This window comes from Cyanobium sp. PCC 7001, from assembly GCF_000155635.1.
Classification (GTDB): Bacteria; Cyanobacteriota; Cyanobacteriia; order PCC-6307; family Cyanobiaceae; genus NIES-981.
This window is the reverse complement of sequence record NZ_DS990556.1, coordinates 470,518-489,975: the sequence shown is the minus strand read 5'-3', so window position 1 is coordinate 489,975 and position 19,458 is coordinate 470,518. Positions and strand designations below refer to the sequence as shown.

Sequence of the window (19,458 nt, the reverse complement as noted above, 5' to 3'; positions counted from 1 at the left end):
CCCCGAGGGGGCGGGAACTGAGCCCGACTCTAGGAACGTGCCCCCGCCTGCCCGGGGTGCTGCGGCAGCTCCATAGGCTGGGCCCCATGCGCGCCCTCTACCCCGGCAGCTTCGATCCGCTCACCCTCGGCCACCTCGACCTGATCGAGCGGGCCAGTCGCCTGTTCGACGGCGTGGTGGTGGCGGTGCTGCAGAACCCGAGCAAACAGCCGGCCTTCCCGCTGGAGCAGCGGCTGGAGCAGATCCGTGGCGCCACCGGTCATCTGCAGGGGGTGGAGGTGGGCAGCTTCGACGGCCTCACCGTGGAGTGCGCCCGGCGCTGCGGCGCCCAGGTGATCCTGCGGGGGCTGAGGGCCATGAGTGACTTCGAATTCGAACTTCAGATCGCCCACACCAACCAGAGCCTCGAACCGGAGGTGGAAACCCTGTTCCTTGCCACCGCTGTCCACCACAGCTTTCTCAGCAGTTCGGTGGTGAAGGAGGTGGCCCGGTTCGGGGGCGATGTGCATCACATGGTGCCCCCCGGAGTGGCGCAGGACCTGGCGAAGCTTTTTAATCGGGCGGCAACCAGGACCCCCGGCCATGGCTGAAGCCCATATCACCGTGCTTGATCAGATCGACCAGATCGAAGATCTCCTGCTGGATGGCACCCGGGTGCCGTTCAGCGGCGGCAGGCTGGTGAATGAGCAGGACGCCATCGAGGTGATCGATGCCGTGCGCGAGGCGCTGCCGGCCCAGCTGGGCCAGGCCGTGGAGCTGCTGCGCCAGCGGGAGGAGTTCATCGCCCAGGCACGGAAACAGGCCGAGGAGATCGTGGCCACAGGCAAGCGGGAGCGGGAGCAGCTGATCAGCTCCTCCTCGATCCGTCAGGAGGCGGAGAAGCAGGCTGTGGAGATGCGGGAGCAGACCCGGCAGCAGTGCGACCAGATGCTGCTCCAGGGCCGCCAGCAGGCGGCGGCGGCGGAGCAGGAGCAGCAGGCACGCCTGGCTCAGCTGGAGCACCAGTTCGCCAGCCGGCGCCAGCAGCTGGAACAGGAGGCGGCGGAGCGCAACCGGCTGCTGCTGGAGCAGCATGAGCGCAACCGCCAGCAGGCGATGGCCGAGCTGGAGCAGATCCGCCAGGAGGGCCTGCGGGTGCAGCGGGAGAGCCAGGCCGAGGCCGAGCGGCTCCACAACGATGCACTGCAGTTCCGCCAGCAGACCCAGCAACAGTGTGATGCCCTCGTGGCCCGCAGCCGCAAGGAGGCCGCGACCGTGAGCGAAGGCGCCAACCGCTACGCCGAGCAGGTGCTGGGCGAGCTGGAAGCACGGCTCAAGGAACTGGGCCAGGTGGTGGTGGCCGGCCGGCGCGAACTGGTGCGGCTGCAGGTGCCCGAGCAGCCGGAGGTCGCCATGGCTGCCGTGGAGCAACCTGCAACGGCTACCCGCCGGCGCCGCACCCCTGCTGCGCTGCGCCAGCTGGCAGGGTGAATCGAACAGGATTCAGGCATCGTCACATCAGGGGAGCTGACACAGTCAGGAGCAGGACACCGCTGGAAGCCGTTCTCTCCCCTACCTCGCATCCCTGAGAAGGTTGTTGCTGCCAGATGGGGATGAGAGCTCGAATCAACAGCGCAGCAATGGTGCCAAGGCAGCACGTCTCGCTCGAAGCCTGGGGCTGACTCGCGAACCCATCTCCATGCCGTGCGAGCCACTTCAGGTGTGAAGTGACAGGTGTGAAGTGACAGTCGCGACGTCAAACCGATGGTCGCGACCCTATCTGCGCTGACTGGGGTTCAGCCATGGCCGATGTCTCGAGATCTGCAACCATGCGAGAAGGCCTGTCATCACAGATCCAAGCAGTGCTTTGGCCTGCCTTTCCATGATTGATCTGAGGTTATTGAGCCGCCGTGGGATGCAGGCGTTTCCATCTCTGATGTTCAGTTGGGACACCCATGGATGAGGCCCTCACGCAAGGGCGACCTGTGCTGCGCCAAGGCTAGGCTGACCCAACGAGGTGCAGCGTGCAATGTCCCTGGTCGCCGAGGTTCCCCCGATGTACGAGCCGCCGAGGCTGCATTCGGGGCTCCGTCGAACCCTGGAAACCCGGGCCATCACCTTCAGCCTCGAGGCATTGCAGCGACGCCGGGCCCGCTTTCATCTGGCTGTTCTCAGCTTGGCCCGAACCGGGATCATCGTGGTGAGGGGCGCGGCATCGGAGCAGGCCGTTGCAGCACTTGCCACCATGGCGAAGACAACCTGGGACGAGGCCATGGCCGCACCGGCCGGGGCCAGCATGGCCAACGCAATCCTCAACCGAGGGGAGGAGCGCTTCGTCAAGGGATACAAGGCTCTGGTGGAGAGCAAGCAGCCTGTGATCAACTTCAGGCATGGTCAGGATGACGGAATGATGGACATCTTTCATCCAGAAGAAATGATCGCGGAACAACGCGATGTGATTCTTTCGAGCCTGCATGAGAGCCTTGTCAAGGACATCGCCGAACGGGCTTTTGGGAAAAGTCTTGAGGTGACCTGCCGCAACTTGTACGTCAACCATGGCGTTCAGGACACTCGCTTTTACCACTGCGATGGTGAGCGAGTCAAAGTCAAGACATTCGTGTATGCCTGCGATGTTGATTGTCTTGCCATCGGGCCCTACTGTTACGTCAAGTCCTCCCATCGCAAGAAAGCCCTCCGACAGCGGAACCAGGCGTTTAACGCCAAGCACGATCTCAACAAACACGAATATCGCTTGATGGGCGATCAGGCTGGACTACCCGTCTTCTGCAGGGCTGGCGATATGGTCATCTCCGCGCAGCATGGAGCCCATCGTGGCTATCCCCAGGCTCCTTCAGCCACCAGAGCGGTACTGGTCAATGTGTTCGAACCCATCCGTTCGGGAAGCAAGATCCAAGACACGGAATAGGCCCTCCGCGTCTCAAGGATATGGACCCTGCCGGAGGGGCGAGGTGGGGCCAAGCCCCAGGAGGAGAACTGTTCAGTAACGGACTGCTCAGTACAGGCCAAACGGAACTCACGTTCAGGGGCCTGAGCTTGCGCTGCTTCACCGGAGGACGCCGCGGAGTCAAGCGCCCAGGAAGAATCCACTGCGGAAATGAATCAGGTGCGGCGATGACTCAGGCCATGGGATGGCGTCGTGATTGGCAGATCAGCAGGCCCACTCGCTCCAGACCCAGGTCGTGATGAATTGACAGAATGGCTTGATGGCTACGACTGGTCAATTCAGGGCATTTGTCAGGGCATTGGCCTGACCGACATCATCAAAAAATCCCTGGGCCCCAATCAATCGACGCCAACACCCGCAACCCGATCCTTCCCTGCCCAATGATCGTGACCTTCCCAATTCGCCAGCTGAAGACAGGAGCCCTCTGGAGCCCTCAGCCCGGACAGAGCTGGGTCTGCTGGGCCTGGCGCAACACCTGGCCAATGGTGGTGTTGGGCTGGTAGGCGCCGTTGCTGAGCGCGCTCACGTAGCGCGGACCATCGGAGGTGAGCAGCACGCCGCTGATCGAGCGCACACCAGTGAGCGTGCCGGTCTTGCCATAGAACTGGCCCTGGAGGGGAGTTCCCTTGTACAGGTTGCGGAGGGTGCCGCGCTGGCCGGCCACTGCCATGGAGGCCAGGTAGTTGCGGCCGTAGGGGTGCTGATCCATCCGCAGCAACAGGGCCGCCAGCAGGCGGCTGGTGAGACGGTTGGCCCGGTCAAGGCCGCTGCCGTCGGCCACCCGCACGCCCTGCATCGGCAAGCCCTGCTGACCCAGCCACTGGCTGGTGAGCTGCTGGGCCTGCGCCAGGTTCCAGGTACCAGCCGCCTGGCGCATCAGCACCTCGGCGGTGAAGTTGTGGCTTTCGGTGTTGGCGAGGCTGAGCAGGCTGTGCATCGGCGCCGAGGGCTCCTGGTGCAGCAGCACGGCGTCCGGTGGGAGGGGAGCGGTGGCGGGCACGAGGCTCACCTGCACGGCACCGCCCTGCTGGCTCACCGACTTCTGCAGCAGCGCCTGCAGCCGCGACGGTGGATTCATCACCGCATCGTTGATGGCGTTGCTGGTCACCGCCAACCGGGTGATGGGAGCCCCGTAGGCGTAGTAGCGGTCGTCCGGGTGCCAGCCCCGGGGCCACCAGGCCTGCTTGGGCTCCTCGGCGATCTGCAGCCGCACCAGGGACGGGGTCTGGCCGCTGGAGCCACCGGAGCCGAGGGCGAGCTTGGTGAGCCGCTGCAGCTGGGGCAGGGCCAGATCGGGATCGCCTTCCCCGGTGAGGCGGAAGCTGCCGTCCGGCAGGCGCCAGAGGCGGGTGGCCAGACGGTAATCAGGCCCGAGACGATCGAGAGCGAAGGCCGTGCTCACCAGCTTCTGGTTCGAGGCCGGCACCCGCGGCCGGGTGCCGTTCACATCGGCCAGCAGCCGACCCCGGGCGTCGGCGACGGTGACGCTCCACACCCCGGCTTCGCGGCCCAGCACGCTCTGAACGCGCTGCTGCAGAGCCGGGCAGCTCACCTGACCCTGGAGCTGCGGCAGCCCGACCGCGGGCGGGACAGGAGGCAGGCTGGCGAGCGGTGCCGGCTCCAGCTCCAGAGTGGTGATCGCCGGCCGTTGTTGGGCCAGGGCAGCGCCAGCCGTGAACGGAAGGGCGAGGGGAAGCAGGGCGACCACCCCCAACCGGCGTGCTGCGGAACGGAGAGACAGGGGGGTGGTGCGCATGGTCAGCCTTCCTGAAGGTTGATGCCGGTGACGGTGCCGTTGACGCGGTAGCCCTCGCCTTCGATCTCGATCGGGGCCCCCACTTTCACGGTCTGGTTGCCGAACACCACACCGCCACTGGCGCGCCGTCCCTGGGCCTTGAGCACGAAGCGGGCATCGAGATTGCTGAAATCACGGCCGCTGGGATCGGGGGCGGTGACCACCGAGCCATCGGGCTGAACGGCCACCAGGCGGCGCTGCAGCTGCTGGATCCGTTCGATGGCCACGCTGCCGTGGGGCTGGTTGCGGATCACGATCGCCACCTTGCCCTCGGCCCGGGCCGCCTCGACCAGGCCGGTGGGATCGGCCACGGGAACGCCGCGCACATCCACCAGCACGGTGACCGGCACCACGCCGCCCGTGGCCTGGGCCACGGCGCTGGAGAGTTTCGGGCTCCAGATCACGCCCGCCGCGGCCAGCAGCACGGCGGCCAGGGCCCCGGCATCCACCAGGCTCCAGCGGCGGGTCTTGGAGACAGGCGGCTGGCTGGTCATCGGCCGGAACAACGTCGGCCGCACTTTAAGGACGTTGTCACGGCCCCACCAGGCGCCTCCGAACAGAACGGGTCAGTGACGCAGCCCCTCGATGAGGGATTCGATCGCCTGCAGGTTGCCGGCCAGGCCAGGCCCACCCTCACCGGCCAGGGCCGCGGCCCGCTGCTCTGCATCCGGCTTCTGCTCGAAATCCGCGACGAACCGGTGGCCGTCGGGATCCCGGCGGTAGAGCTGCCAGCCCGCGGGGAAGGCACGCCGGAGCGCCCCTTCCGCCAGTGGAATCAGGGCGTAGGCGCTCTGCCAGTCGGCCAGGAAGCCGCGACGACGCTCCCGGGCCACGCTGCCGATACCCACGGCGGCATCCTCGAGACTGCCGTTGAGCATCAGCACCAGGCCGCGGTGCAGAGCACAGACCTGCTCCACCTCCTCGTAGTCGGCCGGGGTGGGCCCCACCAGCAGCAGCAGGCCACCGCTGGCACCATCGGCCTGCTGCAGCCGCATCTGGTCGCGCAGGCTGGCCAGCTGGGAGGCGAAATCCGGAGCATCGCGCTTGGCCAGTGCCGTGGCCCCGGCGTCGGGCAGCAGCATCCGGACGCCGGGATGGGCGGTGTTCAGCGCCTCCAGAAGACGCAGGGCCAGGGGCAGCAACCGAAGCCCCTCGAAGCGGAACTCCACGGTCCAGAGGCCTGTGTCACCGGTGGCCAGGGCCGCCTCGATCGCCGTGAGAGCTTCGGCCTCGGCGGAGCGGAGATCGGCGGGGAGCATGGCGTTCCCTGGGGGTGGGCTGACCCTACCCAGCTGGCGGTCCCTCAAGGGCCTCAAGGGCCCTGGTGAGCCGCTGGGGAACGGCATCGAGGTCAGCGGGCTCCAGCCAGGGGCCGAGGCTGAGCCGCACCCCGCTGGCCGCTTCCGCGGGCGGGTAGCCCATGGCGCTGAGCACCGGGCTGGGCATCCCGGCAACGGCGGAGGCACCGGCGCCGCTGCTGCAGGCCGAACCACTGCTGGCGGCCACTCCGTGGCGCCAGAGAGCCTGCACCAGGCGGCGGCCGGAGACAGGACGGCCACGCCGGTCGTTCACCAACAGGCTGATGTGGTGGGGCAGGCGCTGGGCAGGATCCCCGAAGGGATCCACACCACTGAGCCTCAGCCCGGGGTGCTGCAGCAGCTGGTGCAGCAGGGCATCCCGAAGAGGCCTCAACGGATCCTCCCCTCCCTGACGCTGCAGCCGCTCGGTGGCCAGCTGCAGGCCAGCGGCGAAACCCGCGGCCAGGGCCACCGGCTCGGTGCCGCCCCGCCGGCCGCTCTCCTGGCCTCCACCGGGCAACAGCGGTTCGAACGGCACCCCAGGGCGCACCAGCAGTGCGCCGACACCGCGGGGCCCCTGCAGCTTGTGGGCCGCACAGCTGAGCAGATCCACCGGCAGGCGGTTGAACGCCAGCGGCTGGTGGCCCACCACCTGCACCGCATCCACGTGCAGGCGCACCCCGGCTCTCCGGCAGAGCTCGCCGATGGACTGCACGGGCTGGACCGTACCCACCTCGCTCTGCCCCCAGATCACCGAGGCCAGCCGGGTGGGCGGCGCGAGAAGGGCCTCGAACCTGTCCAGATCCACGAGCCCGGCCCGGTCCACGGGGACCACGGCCACCTGCCAGCCCCGCTGTCTCAATGCCGCCGCCGCCGCCACGGTGGCCGGGTGTTCCACGGCCGTGATCACCAGCCGACCGGTCGGGTGGGCGGCGGCCATGCCCAGCAGCGCCGTATGGATGGCCTCGGTGCCCCCCGAGGTGAACACCAGGCAATCGGGATCACAGCCGAGGCAGCCGGCCGCCTGCAGCCGTGCCCGCTCCAGGGCCTCGGCAGCCTGGAGGCCGAACCCATGCAAACTGGAGGGGTTGGCCCAGGCCCGGCGATGCACGGAGGCCATCGCGTTCAGCACCTCCTCGGCCGGAGGCGCCGTGGCACAGGCATCGAGGTAGAGGGGCGGAAGCGGCGGCGCCACGGTGCGGCTCAGCCGCCGGAACTGGAGGGGCGCTCGGCGCGGGCGCGGATGCGGTTCTCCAGGGAGTTGGCGGCCAGATTCACCAGGTCGTCGAGGGAGCTGGAGCTGAGCAGCGCCTCCACCCGGGCCCGTGCCGCTGCTGAGGGGCAGTCGTCGGGCCGGATGCAGCCCTGAACGCACACCGTGGCGCAGTCCACGCTCACCGTCTCCACGACGGCTGGCTCAGGCTCCGGGGACGTGGCCTCGGGGCTCGGCGGCTGCCCATCCAGGTCGTCCACGCCCTCCGGATCCCACAGGGAGGGTGCGATCACGGCATCGAACACGGCCTCGGCCGGACCCGTCATCCACACATGGTCATCGGCAGGGTCCCAGCTGATCTGCAGCGGTCCACCGGGCAGATCGAGCCGGGCTGAGCGTTCCGCCAGCCCCAGCGCGTGGCACACCACCAGGGTGGCGCAGGCTCCGGTGCCGCAGGCCAGGGTCGGCCCCGCACCCCGCTCCCACACCCGCATCACCAGATGGGCGGGGGTGAGCACCTGCACGAAATGCACATTGGTGCGGGCGGGGAAGGCGGGATGGACCTCCAGCGCGGCACCGAAGCGCTCCAGGTCCACCGCCTCCAGATCCGGCACGGGAATCACCACGTGGGGGTTGCCCATGCCTGCGGCTCCCACCTGGAAGCTTTCGCCGGCGGCCTCGAGGCTGCCCTGGGGGATGCCCGCGTCGCCGATCTCCAGGGTGGTGGGCACCGTCTCCGGAGCCAGAAACGGCTGACCCATGTCCACCCGCACGCTGCCATCGGGCTGGAGCTCGGGCACGATGCGTCCGGCCAGGGTCTCGACCTGCCAGCGGCGGCCGGGCAGGTCGCCATCGCTGTCGGCCAGGAAACGGGCCAGGCAACGGATGCCATTGCCGCACATCTCCGGCTCACTGCCGTCGGCATTGAAGATGCGCATGCGCAGCTCGCCACCCTCCCGGGGCGGTGCAGCCACGATCAGGCCATCGGCGCCGATGCCGAAACGGCGGTCGCAGAGGCGGCGGATCCGCTCAGGGGTGAGGCCGAGGCAGGTGTCGTCGGTGGGGGTCTCGGTGGCGGCCTCAGTGGCGACGTCGGTGGCGGCGTCGGTGGCGCCGCGACCGTCGACCATCAGGAAATCATTTCCCAGACCCTGATACTTGCAGTACTGGAGCACGATGGGGCGACGTTCAGCCTGCTCCCGATCCTATGCAGAGCTTTCTCGAGCGAAGGCCCGCCGCTCTCGACACCGCCCAACCGAGCGTGCGCCACGTGCAGGAGCTGATCAGGCGCAAGCAGCCGGTGGCCCTCCTCATCGCGGGAGGCACGGAAGTCGAGGGGGTGATCCGCTGGCAGGACGTGTACTGCTACGGACTGCACCAGAGCGAGGATCTGGCCGACGGTCGGCCGCTCACCCTGATCAACCGGGAGCACGTGGCCATGATCCGCACCCTGGGCTGAGGTGGCCTGTGGCACCATCGGCTGCTGGGTTCCAGGCCTGACGTGAGCGAGAGCAGCCGCTACCAACCGCAGGCGATCGAGGAGCGCTGGCAGGAGCACTGGGATCGGGAGCAGCTGCACCGCACGCCCGATGCCTCGGGCCCAGGGGAGCCCTTCGTGGCCCTCTCGATGTTCCCCTATCCCTCGGGGAACCTGCACATGGGCCATGTGCGCAACTACGTGATCACCGATGTGATCGCCCGTGTCCAGAGAATGCGTGGCCGCCCGGTGCTCCATCCGATGGGGTGGGACGCCTTCGGGCTGCCGGCAGAGAACGCAGCGATCGAGAGGGGCGTGGACCCGGGCGACTGGACCGATCGCAACATCGCCGCCATGCGGCAGCAGCTGCAGCGTCTCGGCCTCTCGATCGACTGGGACCGGGAGGTGGCCACCTGCCACGCCGACTATTACCGCTGGACCCAGTGGCTGTTCCTGCAGTTCCTCGAGGCCGGCCTGGCGTATCAGAAGGACGCCACCGTGAACTGGGATCCGGTGGACCAGACCGTGCTGGCCAACGAACAGGTGGACAGTGAAGGCCGCTCCTGGCGCTCCGGCGCCCTGGTGGAGAAGCGCCAGCTGCGCCAGTGGTTCCTGAAGATCACCGCCTACGCCGACCAGCTGCTGGACGACCTGCCGCAGCTGGAGGGCTGGCCGGAGCGGGTGCGCACCATGCAGGCCAACTGGATCGGGCGCAGCAGCGGCGCCGAACTCAGCTTCTCCGTGGTGAACGACCGGGGCCAGGAGACCGGCGAGCGGATCACCGTGTTCACCACCCGGCCCGACACCCTGTTCGGAGCCAGCTACCTGGTGCTGGCTCCGGACCACCCCCTGGTGGCGACGCTCACCAGCTCCGAGCACAAGCTGCAGGTGGAGGCGTTCTCCGCTCTCGTGAGCCGTCAGAGTGAACAGGAGCGCACCGCAGACGACAAACCCAAACGGGGCGTGCCGATCGGAGCACGGGTGCGCAACCCCGCCAACGGCGAGCTGATTCCCCTGTGGATCGCTGACTACGTGCTGGCCGACTACGGCACCGGGGCCGTGATGGGGGTTCCGGCCCACGACCAGCGGGACTTCGTCTTCGCCCGCCAGTACGAACTGCCGGTGCGGCAGGTGATCATTCCGGCCGGCAGCGACGAGCACGCCTATGAGGGCGGAGCCTGGACCGATCCCGGCATTCTCATTCACTCCGGCCCGTTCGACGGACTCACCAGCGCCGAGGCCAAACAGGCCATCACCCGGACCGCCGAGGAGCAGGGCTGGGGCGAAGCCAAGGTGCAGTTCCGCCTGCGCGACTGGCTCATCTCCCGCCAGCGCTACTGGGGTTGCCCCATCCCGGTGATCCACTGTCAGAGCTGTGGCGTTGTGCCGGTGCCGGCCGATCAGCTGCCGGTGGAACTGCCGCGCAACGTGCCCTTCAGCGGCAAGGGCGGCTCACCCCTGGCCCAGCTGGAGAGCTGGTGGCAGGTGCCGTGTCCCTGCTGCGGCCAGCCGGCCCGCAGGGAGACCGACACCATGGACACCTTCATGTGCTCCAGCTGGTACTTCCTGCGCTACAGCGACCCCCACAACACCACGCTGCCGTTCAGCCGCGAGGCGGTGGACCGCTGGCTGCCGGTGGATCAGTACGTGGGCGGCATCGAGCACGCCATCCTCCACCTGCTCTACGCCCGCTTCTTCACCAAGGTGCTGCGCGACCGGGGCCTGCTGGGTTTCGGCGAACCCTTCACCCGCCTGCTCACCCAGGGGATGGTGCAGGGCATCACCTACAGGAATCCCGCGAGCGGCAAGTATGTGGCGCCGGCGGATGTGGCCGATCCCACGGATCCCCGCGATCCGATCAGCGGCGAGGTGCTCGACACCTTCTACGAGAAGATGTCCAAATCGAAGCACAACGGCGTCGATCCCGCCGTGGTGATCGATCGCTATGGCGCCGACACGGCCCGGATGTTCATTCTGTTCAAGGCCCCACCGGAAAAGGATCTGGAGTGGGACGACGCCGATGTGGAAGGGCAGTTCCGCTTCCTCCAGCGCCTCTGGCGGCTGGTGGATGGGGCCCTGGCCCGTGGTCTCATGCTGGGCCCTGCGGAGCAGGACGGCACGGATTCTGCGAATCTCCCCACTGCCGATCTGATCCCGGCCGAGCGGGAGCTGCGCCGTGCGGTGCACACCGCCATCGCCGCCGTGAGCGAAGACCTGGACGGCGACTTCCAGTTCAACACCGCGGTGTCGGAACTGATGAAGCTCAGCAACGCCATGGCTGACCACCTGGAGGCAAGCCGCGATCCGGTGGCCCGCGAAGCGCTGCGCACCCTGGTGCTGCTGCTCGCTCCCTTTGCCCCCCACCTGGCCGAAGAGCTCTGGGCCAGGCTCCATGGCCAGGCGGCCGGCGACGGAACCTCCCCCGGGAGCGTGCATCGTGAGAGCTGGCCGAGCCTGGATCCGGAAGCGCTGGTGCGCGACACCATCCCGCTGGTGATCCAGGTGAAGGGCAAGGTGCGGGGCTCCCTGGAGGTGCCGGCCGATGCCGACAAGGCCGCGCTCGAGGCCATCGCCCTGGCCAGCGACATCGCCGCCAAGTGGCTCGAGGGCAAGCCTCCCAGCCGGGTGATCGTGGTGCCGGGCAAGCTCGTGAACCTGGTGCCATGAGCCCGGGGGCCTCCGGGCTGCTGCAGAGCTGGCAGTTCTGGGCCAGCCTTGCGGCCGTGAGCGCTGCCCTCACCTCCCTGTTCGCCAAGCTGGGGCTGCAGGGGCTGCAGCCCGATGTGGCCACCTTCCTGCGCACCGTGGTGGTGGTGCTGTGCCTGGCGGTGGTGCTGGCGGCCAGCGGTCAGCTCCACGGCCTGGAGCTGGGGAGCCTGCCGCGGGCCAGCCTGCTGGCCCTGGCCCTGTCGGGGCTGGCCACGACCGCCTCCTGGCTCTGCTACTTCCGTGCCCTGCAGCTGGGGCCGGTGGCCCGGGTGGCGCCGATCGACAAGCTGAGCGTGGTGCTGGTGGCCCTGCTGGGCGTGATCGTGCTGGGCGAGCAACTGAGCTGGCGCAGCTGGCTCGGGGTGGCCCTGATCGCCCTGGGAGGCGTGCTAGTCGCCCTGCCGTGAGAGGTCCCCGGCAGCCGTGCGGCGCAACTGGGTGGCGTAGGGACCCAACCCATCCAGACAGGCATTGCCGCAGTGGCAGCCGAGGCTGATGGCCATCGCGTCGGTCCAGCCGGCGGCCAGGCCCGCCGTGACCCCGGCCGCGAAGGAATCGCCGGCCCCATAGGCATCGCGCACGGGGTGCTGCCGGGGCGGGGCCTCGAAGCGACCCAGGGGCCAGGCCTCACCACCCTCGCCGCCGGCGGTGGCGATGCGCAGGCGCGGGGGAGGCTGCAGGGCCTCCGCTGGCAGCTGCTCGGCCGGATCGAGTGCACTGCCGATCAGGGCATCGAGCCGCACCCCGGCCTGCCGCAGCACCGGCAGCCGCAGCCGCGGCGTGGCCGCCAGCACCCGCGCCGAGCGGCAGCGCTGCAGGGCCGGTGCATCGGCGGCGGTCACGAACATGCCGTCGCAGCTGCCGAGACGGTGCCAGGGCAGGGAATCTGAGGCCGCCGGATTGAGACGCTCACCGATCACCGTGATGGTGCGCTCGCCGCTGCGGTCGCTGTAGGTGATGCCGCGGCGGGTGGGCTGCTCGCGCCAGGCCACGTGCAGCTCCAGGCCGAGCCTCTCCAGCTGCTCAGCGGCACGCTCACCGATGGCGTCTCTGCCCAGGGCGGTGAAGAACGGCACCCGGCGGCCGGTGAGACGGGCCAGCTGCACCGCCACCACGGCGCCGCCGCCGGCAGGAAGATCGAGCGCGGCAGGGCAGGAGAGGATCTCCCCGGCCGTGGGCAGATGGTCGACCTCCAGGAAGGTCACCACCTCCACGTGGCCCACCACCGCCAGCTGCAGGGGTGGCAGGGGCGGCAGAGCCGCCAGGGGGAGGGGGGAGAGGCTGGACGCCATGGACGCTGCGAGCGGACCGGAACAGCGGCAGGCCCCCCACAATGACGGGCAGCGATGGCCCCCTGGTGCGACTGCTGCACACCTCCGACTGGCACCTGGGCCGCAGCTTCCACGGCCATGACCTGCTCAGCCACCAGGCCGAGGCCATGGATCGGCTGGTGGAGCTCAGCCGCGAGGCGGCCGTGGACCTGGTGGTGATCGCCGGTGACCTCTACGACCGGGCCATCCCGCCCGCCGAGGCGGTGCGGCTGTTCACCGACACCGTGGCCCGGCTGCGGCAGGGCGGAGCGGCCGTGGTGGCAATCGCCGGCAACCACGACTCCCACGTGCGCGTGTCGGTGTACGACGAGCTGCTGTCGGCCCTGGACGTGACGATCCGGGGCCGCTGGCAGCGGGCCGATGAACCGGTGCTGGTGACACCCCGGCAAGGGGGTCAGGCCGTGGCGGTGTACCCCCTCCCCTACCTGGAACCCATCCTGGACGGCCCCGAACTGCAGAGGCTGCTGGAGCCGGAGCCGGAGCCCGAGGGTCAGCGCCTGCGCCATCCGGAGGTCACCGCCCTGGCCGTGGAGCGGATCCGGGCCGATCTGGCCAGGCGGGCGGGCACCCGCTCGGTGCTGGTGGCCCATGCCTTCGTGGCCGGCGGCAGCAGCTCGGAATCGGAACGGGAGCTGTCGGTGGGCAACGCCGAGGCCGTGCCCGTGAGCACCTTCGCGGGCTTCGACTACGTGGCCCTGGGCCATCTGCACGGCTCCCAGCAGCTGGACGGCCCTCGGCTCGCCTACAGCGGCACCCCCCTGGCCTATTCCTTCTCGGAGCAGCATCACGTGAAATCCGTGCGGCTGGTGGAGCTGGCCGAGGATGGAACGCCCCGGGTGGAGGTGGTGCCCCTGGGGGTCGGCCGTGCCCTGCGCAGCCTCAGCGGTGAGCTGGAGGCGCTGCTGGCGGATCCCGGGCTCGAGGATTCCAGGGGGGCCTGGGTGCGGGCCGAGCTCACCGACCCGCTGCTGCCGCCCCAGGCGATGGCCCGCCTGCGGCAGCGCTTTCCCCATGTGGTGGAACTGCGGCACCGCCGGGCAGAAGGGGACGCCGCCGGGCCGAGCGAACGCAGCCGCCGGATCCGCAACGCCCAGGGGCCCGAGCAGCGGATGCTCGCCTTCTTCGCCGATCAGCAGGGCCGGCCTCCCCGGCCGGAGGAGGCGCGACTGCTGCAGCAGGCCCTGGCCGCCGCAGGCCGCCGGGCGGACTGAAGGAGAGCGACCCATGCGCCCCCACCTGCTGGAGATGGAAGCCTTCGGTCCCTACGCGGAACCGGTGACGATCTGCTTCGACACCCTGTGCCGGGACGGCCTGTTCCTGATCCACGGCAGCACGGGGTCCGGCAAGACCTACCTGCTCGATGCCCTCTGCTTCGCGCTCTACGGCGAGGTGAGTGGCGAGCGCAGCCTCAAGGGGCTGCGCTCCGATCACGCCCCGCCCCAGGCACTGCCGCAGGTGAGCCTGGAGTTTTCGGCGGCGGGCGGCCGCTGGCGGGTGGAGCGCCAGGCCGCCTGCGAGGTGCCCAAGAGTCGCGGCCAGGGCACCACCAGCAAGGGCGCCAAGGCGGGGCTGTGGCGGTTGCTGGGCGGGGAGCCGCAACCGGTGGCCGCCGGCGTGCAGGAGGTGGGGCGGGAGGTGGCGCGGCTGGTGGGTCTCGATGCCGCCCAGTTCCGCCAGGTGATCCTCCTGCCCCAGGGACGCTTCGCCGAGGTGCTGCGCGCCCGTGACGAAGACCGCGAGGCCCTGCTCAAGACCCTGTTCGACACGTCCCTCTACGAGCGGGCCATGGGCTGGCTGGCGGGACAGGCCAAGGCGGCCGAGGAGGAGCTGCGGGAACGGCAGCGGCAGCAGCGCCACCTGCTGGAGCAGATCGCCGCAGCCTGGGAACCCTGGCAGCGGGAAGGGCAATCCTCCGAGAAGCCGCCAGGGGAGGCGCCGGAGGAAGCGTCACCGGATCTCCCGTCAGAACTCCTTCCCGAGCATCTCCCCACGGTGCAGGGAGCGATGGAGGCCCTGCAGCAGCAGGCAGCGCTGCACCTGGATCGGGCCGAGGCCCGGTTTCTGCAGGCCCAGGCGGGCCTGGCCGAGCTCCGGAGCCGGGCCGAGCTCTGGGACCGCCGCCAGCGCGCCCAGGCGCGACTGCAGGAGCTGGCGCAACAGCAGGAGCCCATGGTCGCGCTGCAGGCACGGCTGGCGCTGGCGGAACGGGCCGAGACGGTGCGCGCCAGCATGCTGTCCGAAGCCGACGCCCGCCAGCGACGGGAGGAGGCGGAGACCCGGTGCCGCCAACGGCTGGAACGGCTACGGCGCCAGCGGGATGCCGCCGACCAGGCCCCCGATGCCGTGATGGCGCTTGGCCTGCTGGAGCTTCCCGAGCCGGCGCGACTCACCACAGCGCTGAACGCTCTGGCCGTGCGGCAGGGAGAACTGGAGCAGGTACTGGCGCTCGCCGAGCGGCGACGGGGGGCGCGGCGGGAGGAGGAGCGAGCCCGGCAGGAGCTGCAGGAGGCCAACGGCCGCATCGCCCGCGGTCAGGAGCTGCTGGCCCAGGAACAATCCCGTCTGGATGGCCTGCAGCAGCCCCTGCTTCAGGCCCGCAGCGCCCGTGATGGGCTCACAGGCCTGGAGCTGGCCGCCCGCCAGGCCGCCCGGATCAGCACGGCCCTCCAGCAGCAGGAGGAGGCGGTCCGGCAGCTGCAGCAGGCCACCGCCGCGGTGCTGGCGGCCGAGGCTGCCCAGCACCAGGCCCGGACCCACCAGCTGGATCTGCGCGAACGCCAGCTACAGGGCATGGCGGCCCGGCTGGCCGCGGATCTGCAGGAGGGCGAGCCCTGCCCGGTGTGCGGGTCGCGGCAGCACCCCCAGCCGGCGCCGGTGGCTGCCGATGCCGTGGCCGACGCGGCCCTGGCGGCGGCCGAACACCAGCTGGAGGAGACCGGCCGTGCCCTGGTGGCCGCCCGCGCCACGCAGGCAGGGCTGCAGGCACAGCTCGAGGCGCTGGCTGATCAGCTTCCAGAGGGCCCGCTGCCCTCTTTGCAGGCGGCGCAGGCTGAGGCCGCCAGGGCCGTCGCCGAGCTGGAGGGGGCCCGCAGGCTGGCCGGTGCCCTGGACGGACTGGAAGCCGAACGGCAGCAGGCGGAGCACCGCGTCCAGCAGTTCCAGCAAAGGCTCAGGCAGAGGGAAGAGGAGACAATCGGTTGCCGCCAGGTGTTGGCGGAGAAGCAGAAGGGACTGGCCGACCTGAACCAGCGCATCACCGCGGGCCTGGGGGGAGACCATGACCCCGCCACCCTGCTCCTGCAGATCCAGGGCCTGATGCAGGCACTCGAGACCCTGATCGAAGCCGCCCAGCAGCGCGCCCTCGCCCTCAGCCTTGAGACGGAGGCCCAGCGCCGTCTGGCCGGCGATCTGGCCAGGGCGGGATTCAACGATCCCCAGGCGCTGGTGCAGGCCCTGGCCCCCGAAGCCGAGCGGCTCGCCTGGAGCCGCACCCTGCAGCAGCACGCGGCGGATCGGGCCCTGGCGCAGGGCGTGCTGGCCGAGCTGGCCGGGCAGGAGCTGCCCGAGCTGCGGCCGGATCTCCAGGCCGCCGAGACGGGGCTCGCTTCGGCGGATGCGGCCCGTCGCGACGCTCTGGCCCGCTTCACCCGGGCTGAAACCGCCGTCACGGCGATCACCGGGCTGATCCAACGCCACGGCACGGGTGCTGCGGAGCTGGCCGAGCAGCAGCGGCAGGCTGATCTGGTGCAGGGCGTGGCCGCCCGCTGCCTGGGCCAGAGCGATCCCCACATCTCCCTGCAGCGCTGGGTGCTCTCGGCCTACCTCGAGGAGATCTGCGGCTATGCCAACCACCGCCTCAGCCAGATGACGGCCGGTCGCTACGAGCTGCGCCTCTCGGACGCCTCGGGGCAGCGCCGCGGCAGCAAGGCGGGTCTGGGCCTGCGGGTGCTGGATGCCTACACCGGTGAGGAGCGGGAGGTGTCGAGCCTCTCGGGAGGTGAAACCTTCCAGGCCTCCCTTGCCCTGGCCCTGGGGGTGGCGGATACGGTGCAGGCCCACAGCGGCGGCGTGGTGCTGGAGGCCTTGTTCATCGATGAAGGCTTCGGCAGCCTCGATCCCGACAGCCTGCACCTGGCCATGGACGAGCTGGACCGCCTGCGGGAGGGAGGGCGCATGATCGGCCTGATCAGCCATGTGGCGGCGTTGCGCGAGCGGATCCGCACGGGTCTGGAGGTGGTGGCCAGCGAGCGGGGATCCCGGGTGGTGGTGGGCACCCTGGAGGCCACATGAGGCGCGCAGCGTCCCTGGCCCTGCTGCTGGCCCTGCTGCTGGTGCTGCTGCTGGGTCTGCCCCACGGGCTGGCCCAGCGGGTGCCGCTGCCCAGGGGGACGCCCACCAGGCCGCTGCCGCAGAGCAGTGAGGAACTGGCGAGCCGCTCACCCTTCAGCCAGCCGGCCTACTACCCCCTGGATCGAAGGCCCGATCCGGCGCTCTACCGTCCCCATGCCAGCTGGATCGGTCGCCTGATCCTGCCCTCGGCGGCGGACACCGCCGGGCAGCCGGGGGACTGGGTGTGGGTCGATGTGGAACAGGCGCCTGAGGGGCAGGGGGCCCTGATCGGCCGCCGGCTGAGGCTCACCTGGGCGGATCGCCCCCGCCTGCAGGAGCTGGTGGACACCGTGTCCACGCCGGTGCGGCTGGGCAGCGCCGCCCGGGAGGCCGCCGCCGCCGCCAATGTGGTGCCGGAGCGGCTGGATGGACGCCTGGCGGTGGGCCCGCTGCAGTCGCTGGCCGGTGCCAGGCCCCGCAACGACATGGTCGTGCGGCTCGAAGGTGTGAGCAGGGAGGAAGACACCCTGCGGATCACCCGGCCGCCGGTGCAGACCGCCGGCCGCTGGATGGGCCTGGTGACGGTGCTGGGGACGGCCGCGGGCAGCGATGAGCCCGATCTGTGGCGGGTCCGCCACTACGACGCCAGCCAGCGGGGCTTCCTCGGCCCCGAGGAGACGATCCGCATCCCGCGCCTGCCGCCCGACCGCTTCGGGCGCGTGATGATCGACACCGAGGGGCTGATCGCCAGCCCCCTCAATCCGCAGGGCTGGCGCATCTTCGGCGCCCCGGGCCCGGATGGGGTGTTCACGGTGCAGGCCCTGCAGCCACGCGCGCTCACCCGTCTCGATCCGGATCGGGTGGTGCGGGGCACCGCCGCGGGTCTGGGGGCCATCAACCGCGACAGCTGGTCCGCCGCGGCCCTGCACCGGGGCACGCTGCAGAGCACGGCCCTCATCCCCGATGGCGGCGGCGAAGCGCTGCCGCTCAGCCGGGTGGGCCAGCGGGCCCTGCTCGTGCACCTGTTCGGCGGCATCGGCGGCCGCGATGGGGAACCCACGCCGGGCTGGACGGTGACCGGGCACTTCGCCTTCGGCGAGGCCGAGGTGGTGCGGGATCCGCTCAGCGGCGAACCGGAGCTGACTCTCCGCTACCACCAGATCTACGCCAACAATCCCAACGGGATCGTGGCCGGCAGCCAGGACTGGAGTGCCTACAGCGGCAACCTGCAGCGGGGATGGCTGGGCACGCGCCCCATCTCCGATCTGCTGGTGCCGCTCGAAGGGCGCCTGCTGGACGCCCTGGCCCTGCAGGCGGAGATCCTCAGCGCCCGCTACCGCAGCGGGGATGGCACCGGCGTGGCCCTGGTGACGCCGGCCACCTCCTGCGTGCAGGACTCCAGCCAGGCGCTGTGGATCGCCCTCGATGGCCTGCGTCAGCAGAAGCGGTTGCGGCCGGAGTCCGCCGGCGGCGACACCCGCCTGCAACGGCTCGAGGACGGTCTCAATGCCCTGCTCACCCCCTTCGGCATGGTGCGATCCGACTGGCGCCACAACGCCATGGTCACCCTGAGCGCCGGCACCGGCCGGGATCCGACCATGCCCGTGGGCGGTCGGTTCATCAGCAGCCAACGGCTCGAGGCGGTGCTGCTCAGCTGGCGCTCGATGCTGCCCCGGCGGGCCCATGACGGCATGGCCACGGTGTTCCTGAAAGCGGGGCTGCCGCTGTGGATCCTGCGCACCAATCAGATCCCCGGAACGGATCCGTTTCTGGCTCCGCTGGCCCCCACCACGCTGCTGGGGCAGCTGCCGGTGGTGGGGACCCTGCTGCAGCGGCTGAGCGATGCCCTGTTCCCGCCGGTGCTCGGGCCACCGCTGCTCCAGTCGTTGCTGGTGCTGGTGGTGTATGGAGCTCTGGCCCTGCTGCTGGGATTCCGCAGCGGCTTTCTACAGGGGCCCTGGCAATGGCGGCCGTGGCGGGTGGTGCTGCGGCACGCTCTCGCCCTGCTGGTGATGCCGGCGATCGGGGAAGAGCTGATCTTCCGGGTGCTGCTGCTGCCTCACCCGCTCGAAGGCGTGGTACAGGCCTCCATGGCGGCCTGGGGTGCCCTGAGCGTGGGACTGTTCGTGCTCTATCACCCGATCGCGGCGCGGTTCTGGTATCCCCGCGGCCGGGTGCTGTTCCGGGATCCGCGCTTCCTCAGCCAGTGCACCCTGCTGGGGGTGGCCTGCGTGCTCGAGTACAGCCTCACCGGTTCGCTGTGGTCGGCGGCGGGACTCCACTGGATCGCGGTGGTGATCTGGCTGGAGCCCCTCGGCGGCCGACGGGAGCTCGGACCCGGAGTGCCGTGAGGTCAGTCCCG

General features: G+C 70.2%; 15 protein-coding genes. 9 read left to right on the top strand and 6 right to left on the bottom strand.

The features are described 5' to 3' along the window. Window positions 1-86: 86 nt before the first annotated feature. The 3 genes from coaD to CPCC7001_RS02370 all read left to right on the top strand — a co-directional run bounded on the left by coaD (window position 87) and on the right by CPCC7001_RS02370 (window position 2,905). Window positions 87-590 carry a pantetheine-phosphate adenylyltransferase gene (gene coaD, locus CPCC7001_RS02380; RefSeq protein ID WP_006910063.1) on the top strand — a complete coding sequence of 168 codons (504 nt, stop codon included), beginning with the start codon at window positions 87-89 and terminating at the stop codon, window positions 588-590. Continuing rightward, window positions 583-1,470 (top strand): hypothetical protein, encoded by an 888-nt coding sequence (locus CPCC7001_RS02375; RefSeq protein ID WP_006909835.1) that lies wholly within the window; start codon window positions 583-585, stop codon window positions 1,468-1,470. The genes coaD and CPCC7001_RS02375 overlap by 8 nt, the downstream gene beginning before the upstream one ends. Before the next feature lie 538 nt (window positions 1,471-2,008). Then, a complete protein-coding gene (locus CPCC7001_RS02370) occupies window positions 2,009-2,905 on the top strand; it encodes a hypothetical protein (RefSeq protein WP_006909933.1) in 897 nt (298 codons plus the stop codon). A 472-nt stretch (window positions 2,906-3,377) separates the two neighbouring features. Here CPCC7001_RS02370 and dacB read toward each other — a convergent pair whose 3' ends face one another. From dacB to dapF, 5 genes are all read right to left on the bottom strand, one after another. Further along, the gene (gene dacB, locus CPCC7001_RS02365) at window positions 3,378-4,700 is read right to left on the bottom strand and encodes a D-alanyl-D-alanine carboxypeptidase/D-alanyl-D-alanine-endopeptidase (protein WP_050757039.1); all 1,323 of its coding nucleotides are present in this window, start codon (window positions 4,698-4,700) and stop codon (window positions 3,378-3,380) included. 2 nt (window positions 4,701-4,702) lie between these two features. Next, window positions 4,703-5,233, bottom strand: a complete 531-nt coding sequence (locus tag CPCC7001_RS02360; RefSeq protein WP_006910676.1) for a DUF4330 domain-containing protein — start codon at window positions 5,231-5,233, stop codon at window positions 4,703-4,705. 72 nt (window positions 5,234-5,305) lie between these two features. Further along, window positions 5,306-5,998, bottom strand: a complete 693-nt coding sequence (locus CPCC7001_RS02355; protein WP_006911518.1) for a DUF1995 family protein — start codon at window positions 5,996-5,998, stop codon at window positions 5,306-5,308. 25 nt (window positions 5,999-6,023) lie between these two features. Beyond that, entirely contained in the window at window positions 6,024-7,232 is a 1,209-nt protein-coding gene (locus tag CPCC7001_RS02350; RefSeq protein WP_006910651.1) for a cysteine desulfurase family protein, read from the bottom strand. A gap of 8 nt (window positions 7,233-7,240) precedes the next feature. Next, window positions 7,241-8,425, bottom strand: a complete 1,185-nt coding sequence (gene dapF / locus CPCC7001_RS02345; RefSeq protein ID WP_006909471.1) for a diaminopimelate epimerase — start codon at window positions 8,423-8,425, stop codon at window positions 7,241-7,243. Window positions 8,426-8,457: 32 nt separating this feature from the next. On the opposite strand from dapF, the gene CPCC7001_RS02340 reads away from it, so the two are divergent. From CPCC7001_RS02340 to CPCC7001_RS02330, 3 genes are read left to right on the top strand one after another with little or no spacing between them, the layout of a single operon-like run. Then, window positions 8,458-8,709 carry a hypothetical protein gene (locus CPCC7001_RS02340; RefSeq protein WP_006909362.1) on the top strand — a complete coding sequence of 84 codons (252 nt, stop codon included), beginning with the start codon at window positions 8,458-8,460 and terminating at the stop codon, window positions 8,707-8,709. 21 nt (window positions 8,710-8,730) lie between these two features. Further along, a complete protein-coding gene (leuS, locus tag CPCC7001_RS02335) occupies window positions 8,731-11,394 on the top strand; it encodes a leucine--tRNA ligase (RefSeq protein WP_050757038.1) in 2,664 nt (887 codons plus the stop codon). Beyond that, the gene (locus CPCC7001_RS02330) at window positions 11,391-11,843 is read left to right on the top strand and encodes an EamA family transporter (protein WP_043368507.1); all 453 of its coding nucleotides are present in this window, start codon (window positions 11,391-11,393) and stop codon (window positions 11,841-11,843) included. The genes leuS and CPCC7001_RS02330 overlap by 4 nt, the downstream gene beginning before the upstream one ends. Here the strand turns inward: CPCC7001_RS02330 and CPCC7001_RS02325 are convergent. Continuing rightward, window positions 11,826-12,728, bottom strand: coding sequence for a PfkB family carbohydrate kinase (locus tag CPCC7001_RS02325; protein WP_006911143.1), 903 nt, complete (start codon window positions 12,726-12,728; stop codon window positions 11,826-11,828). The two genes, CPCC7001_RS02330 and CPCC7001_RS02325, sit on opposite strands and share 18 nt — an antisense overlap. 41 nt (window positions 12,729-12,769) lie before the next feature. Here CPCC7001_RS02325 and CPCC7001_RS02320 point away from each other — a divergent pair, with 41 nt between their 5' ends. From CPCC7001_RS02320 to CPCC7001_RS02310, 3 genes are read left to right on the top strand one after another with little or no spacing between them, the layout of a single operon-like run. Then, the gene (locus CPCC7001_RS02320; protein ID WP_006911302.1) at window positions 12,770-13,978 is read left to right on the top strand and encodes an exonuclease SbcCD subunit D; all 1,209 of its coding nucleotides are present in this window, start codon (window positions 12,770-12,772) and stop codon (window positions 13,976-13,978) included. Between the two features lie 13 nt (window positions 13,979-13,991). Beyond that, window positions 13,992-17,057, top strand: coding sequence for an AAA family ATPase (locus CPCC7001_RS02315; RefSeq protein ID WP_006910141.1), 3,066 nt, complete (start codon window positions 13,992-13,994; stop codon window positions 17,055-17,057). Next, window positions 17,054-19,447, top strand: a complete 2,394-nt coding sequence (locus tag CPCC7001_RS02310; RefSeq protein WP_006909981.1) for a type II CAAX prenyl endopeptidase Rce1 family protein — start codon at window positions 17,054-17,056, stop codon at window positions 19,445-19,447. The genes CPCC7001_RS02315 and CPCC7001_RS02310 overlap by 4 nt, the downstream gene beginning before the upstream one ends. The last annotated feature ends 11 nt before the right edge of the window (window positions 19,448-19,458 follow it).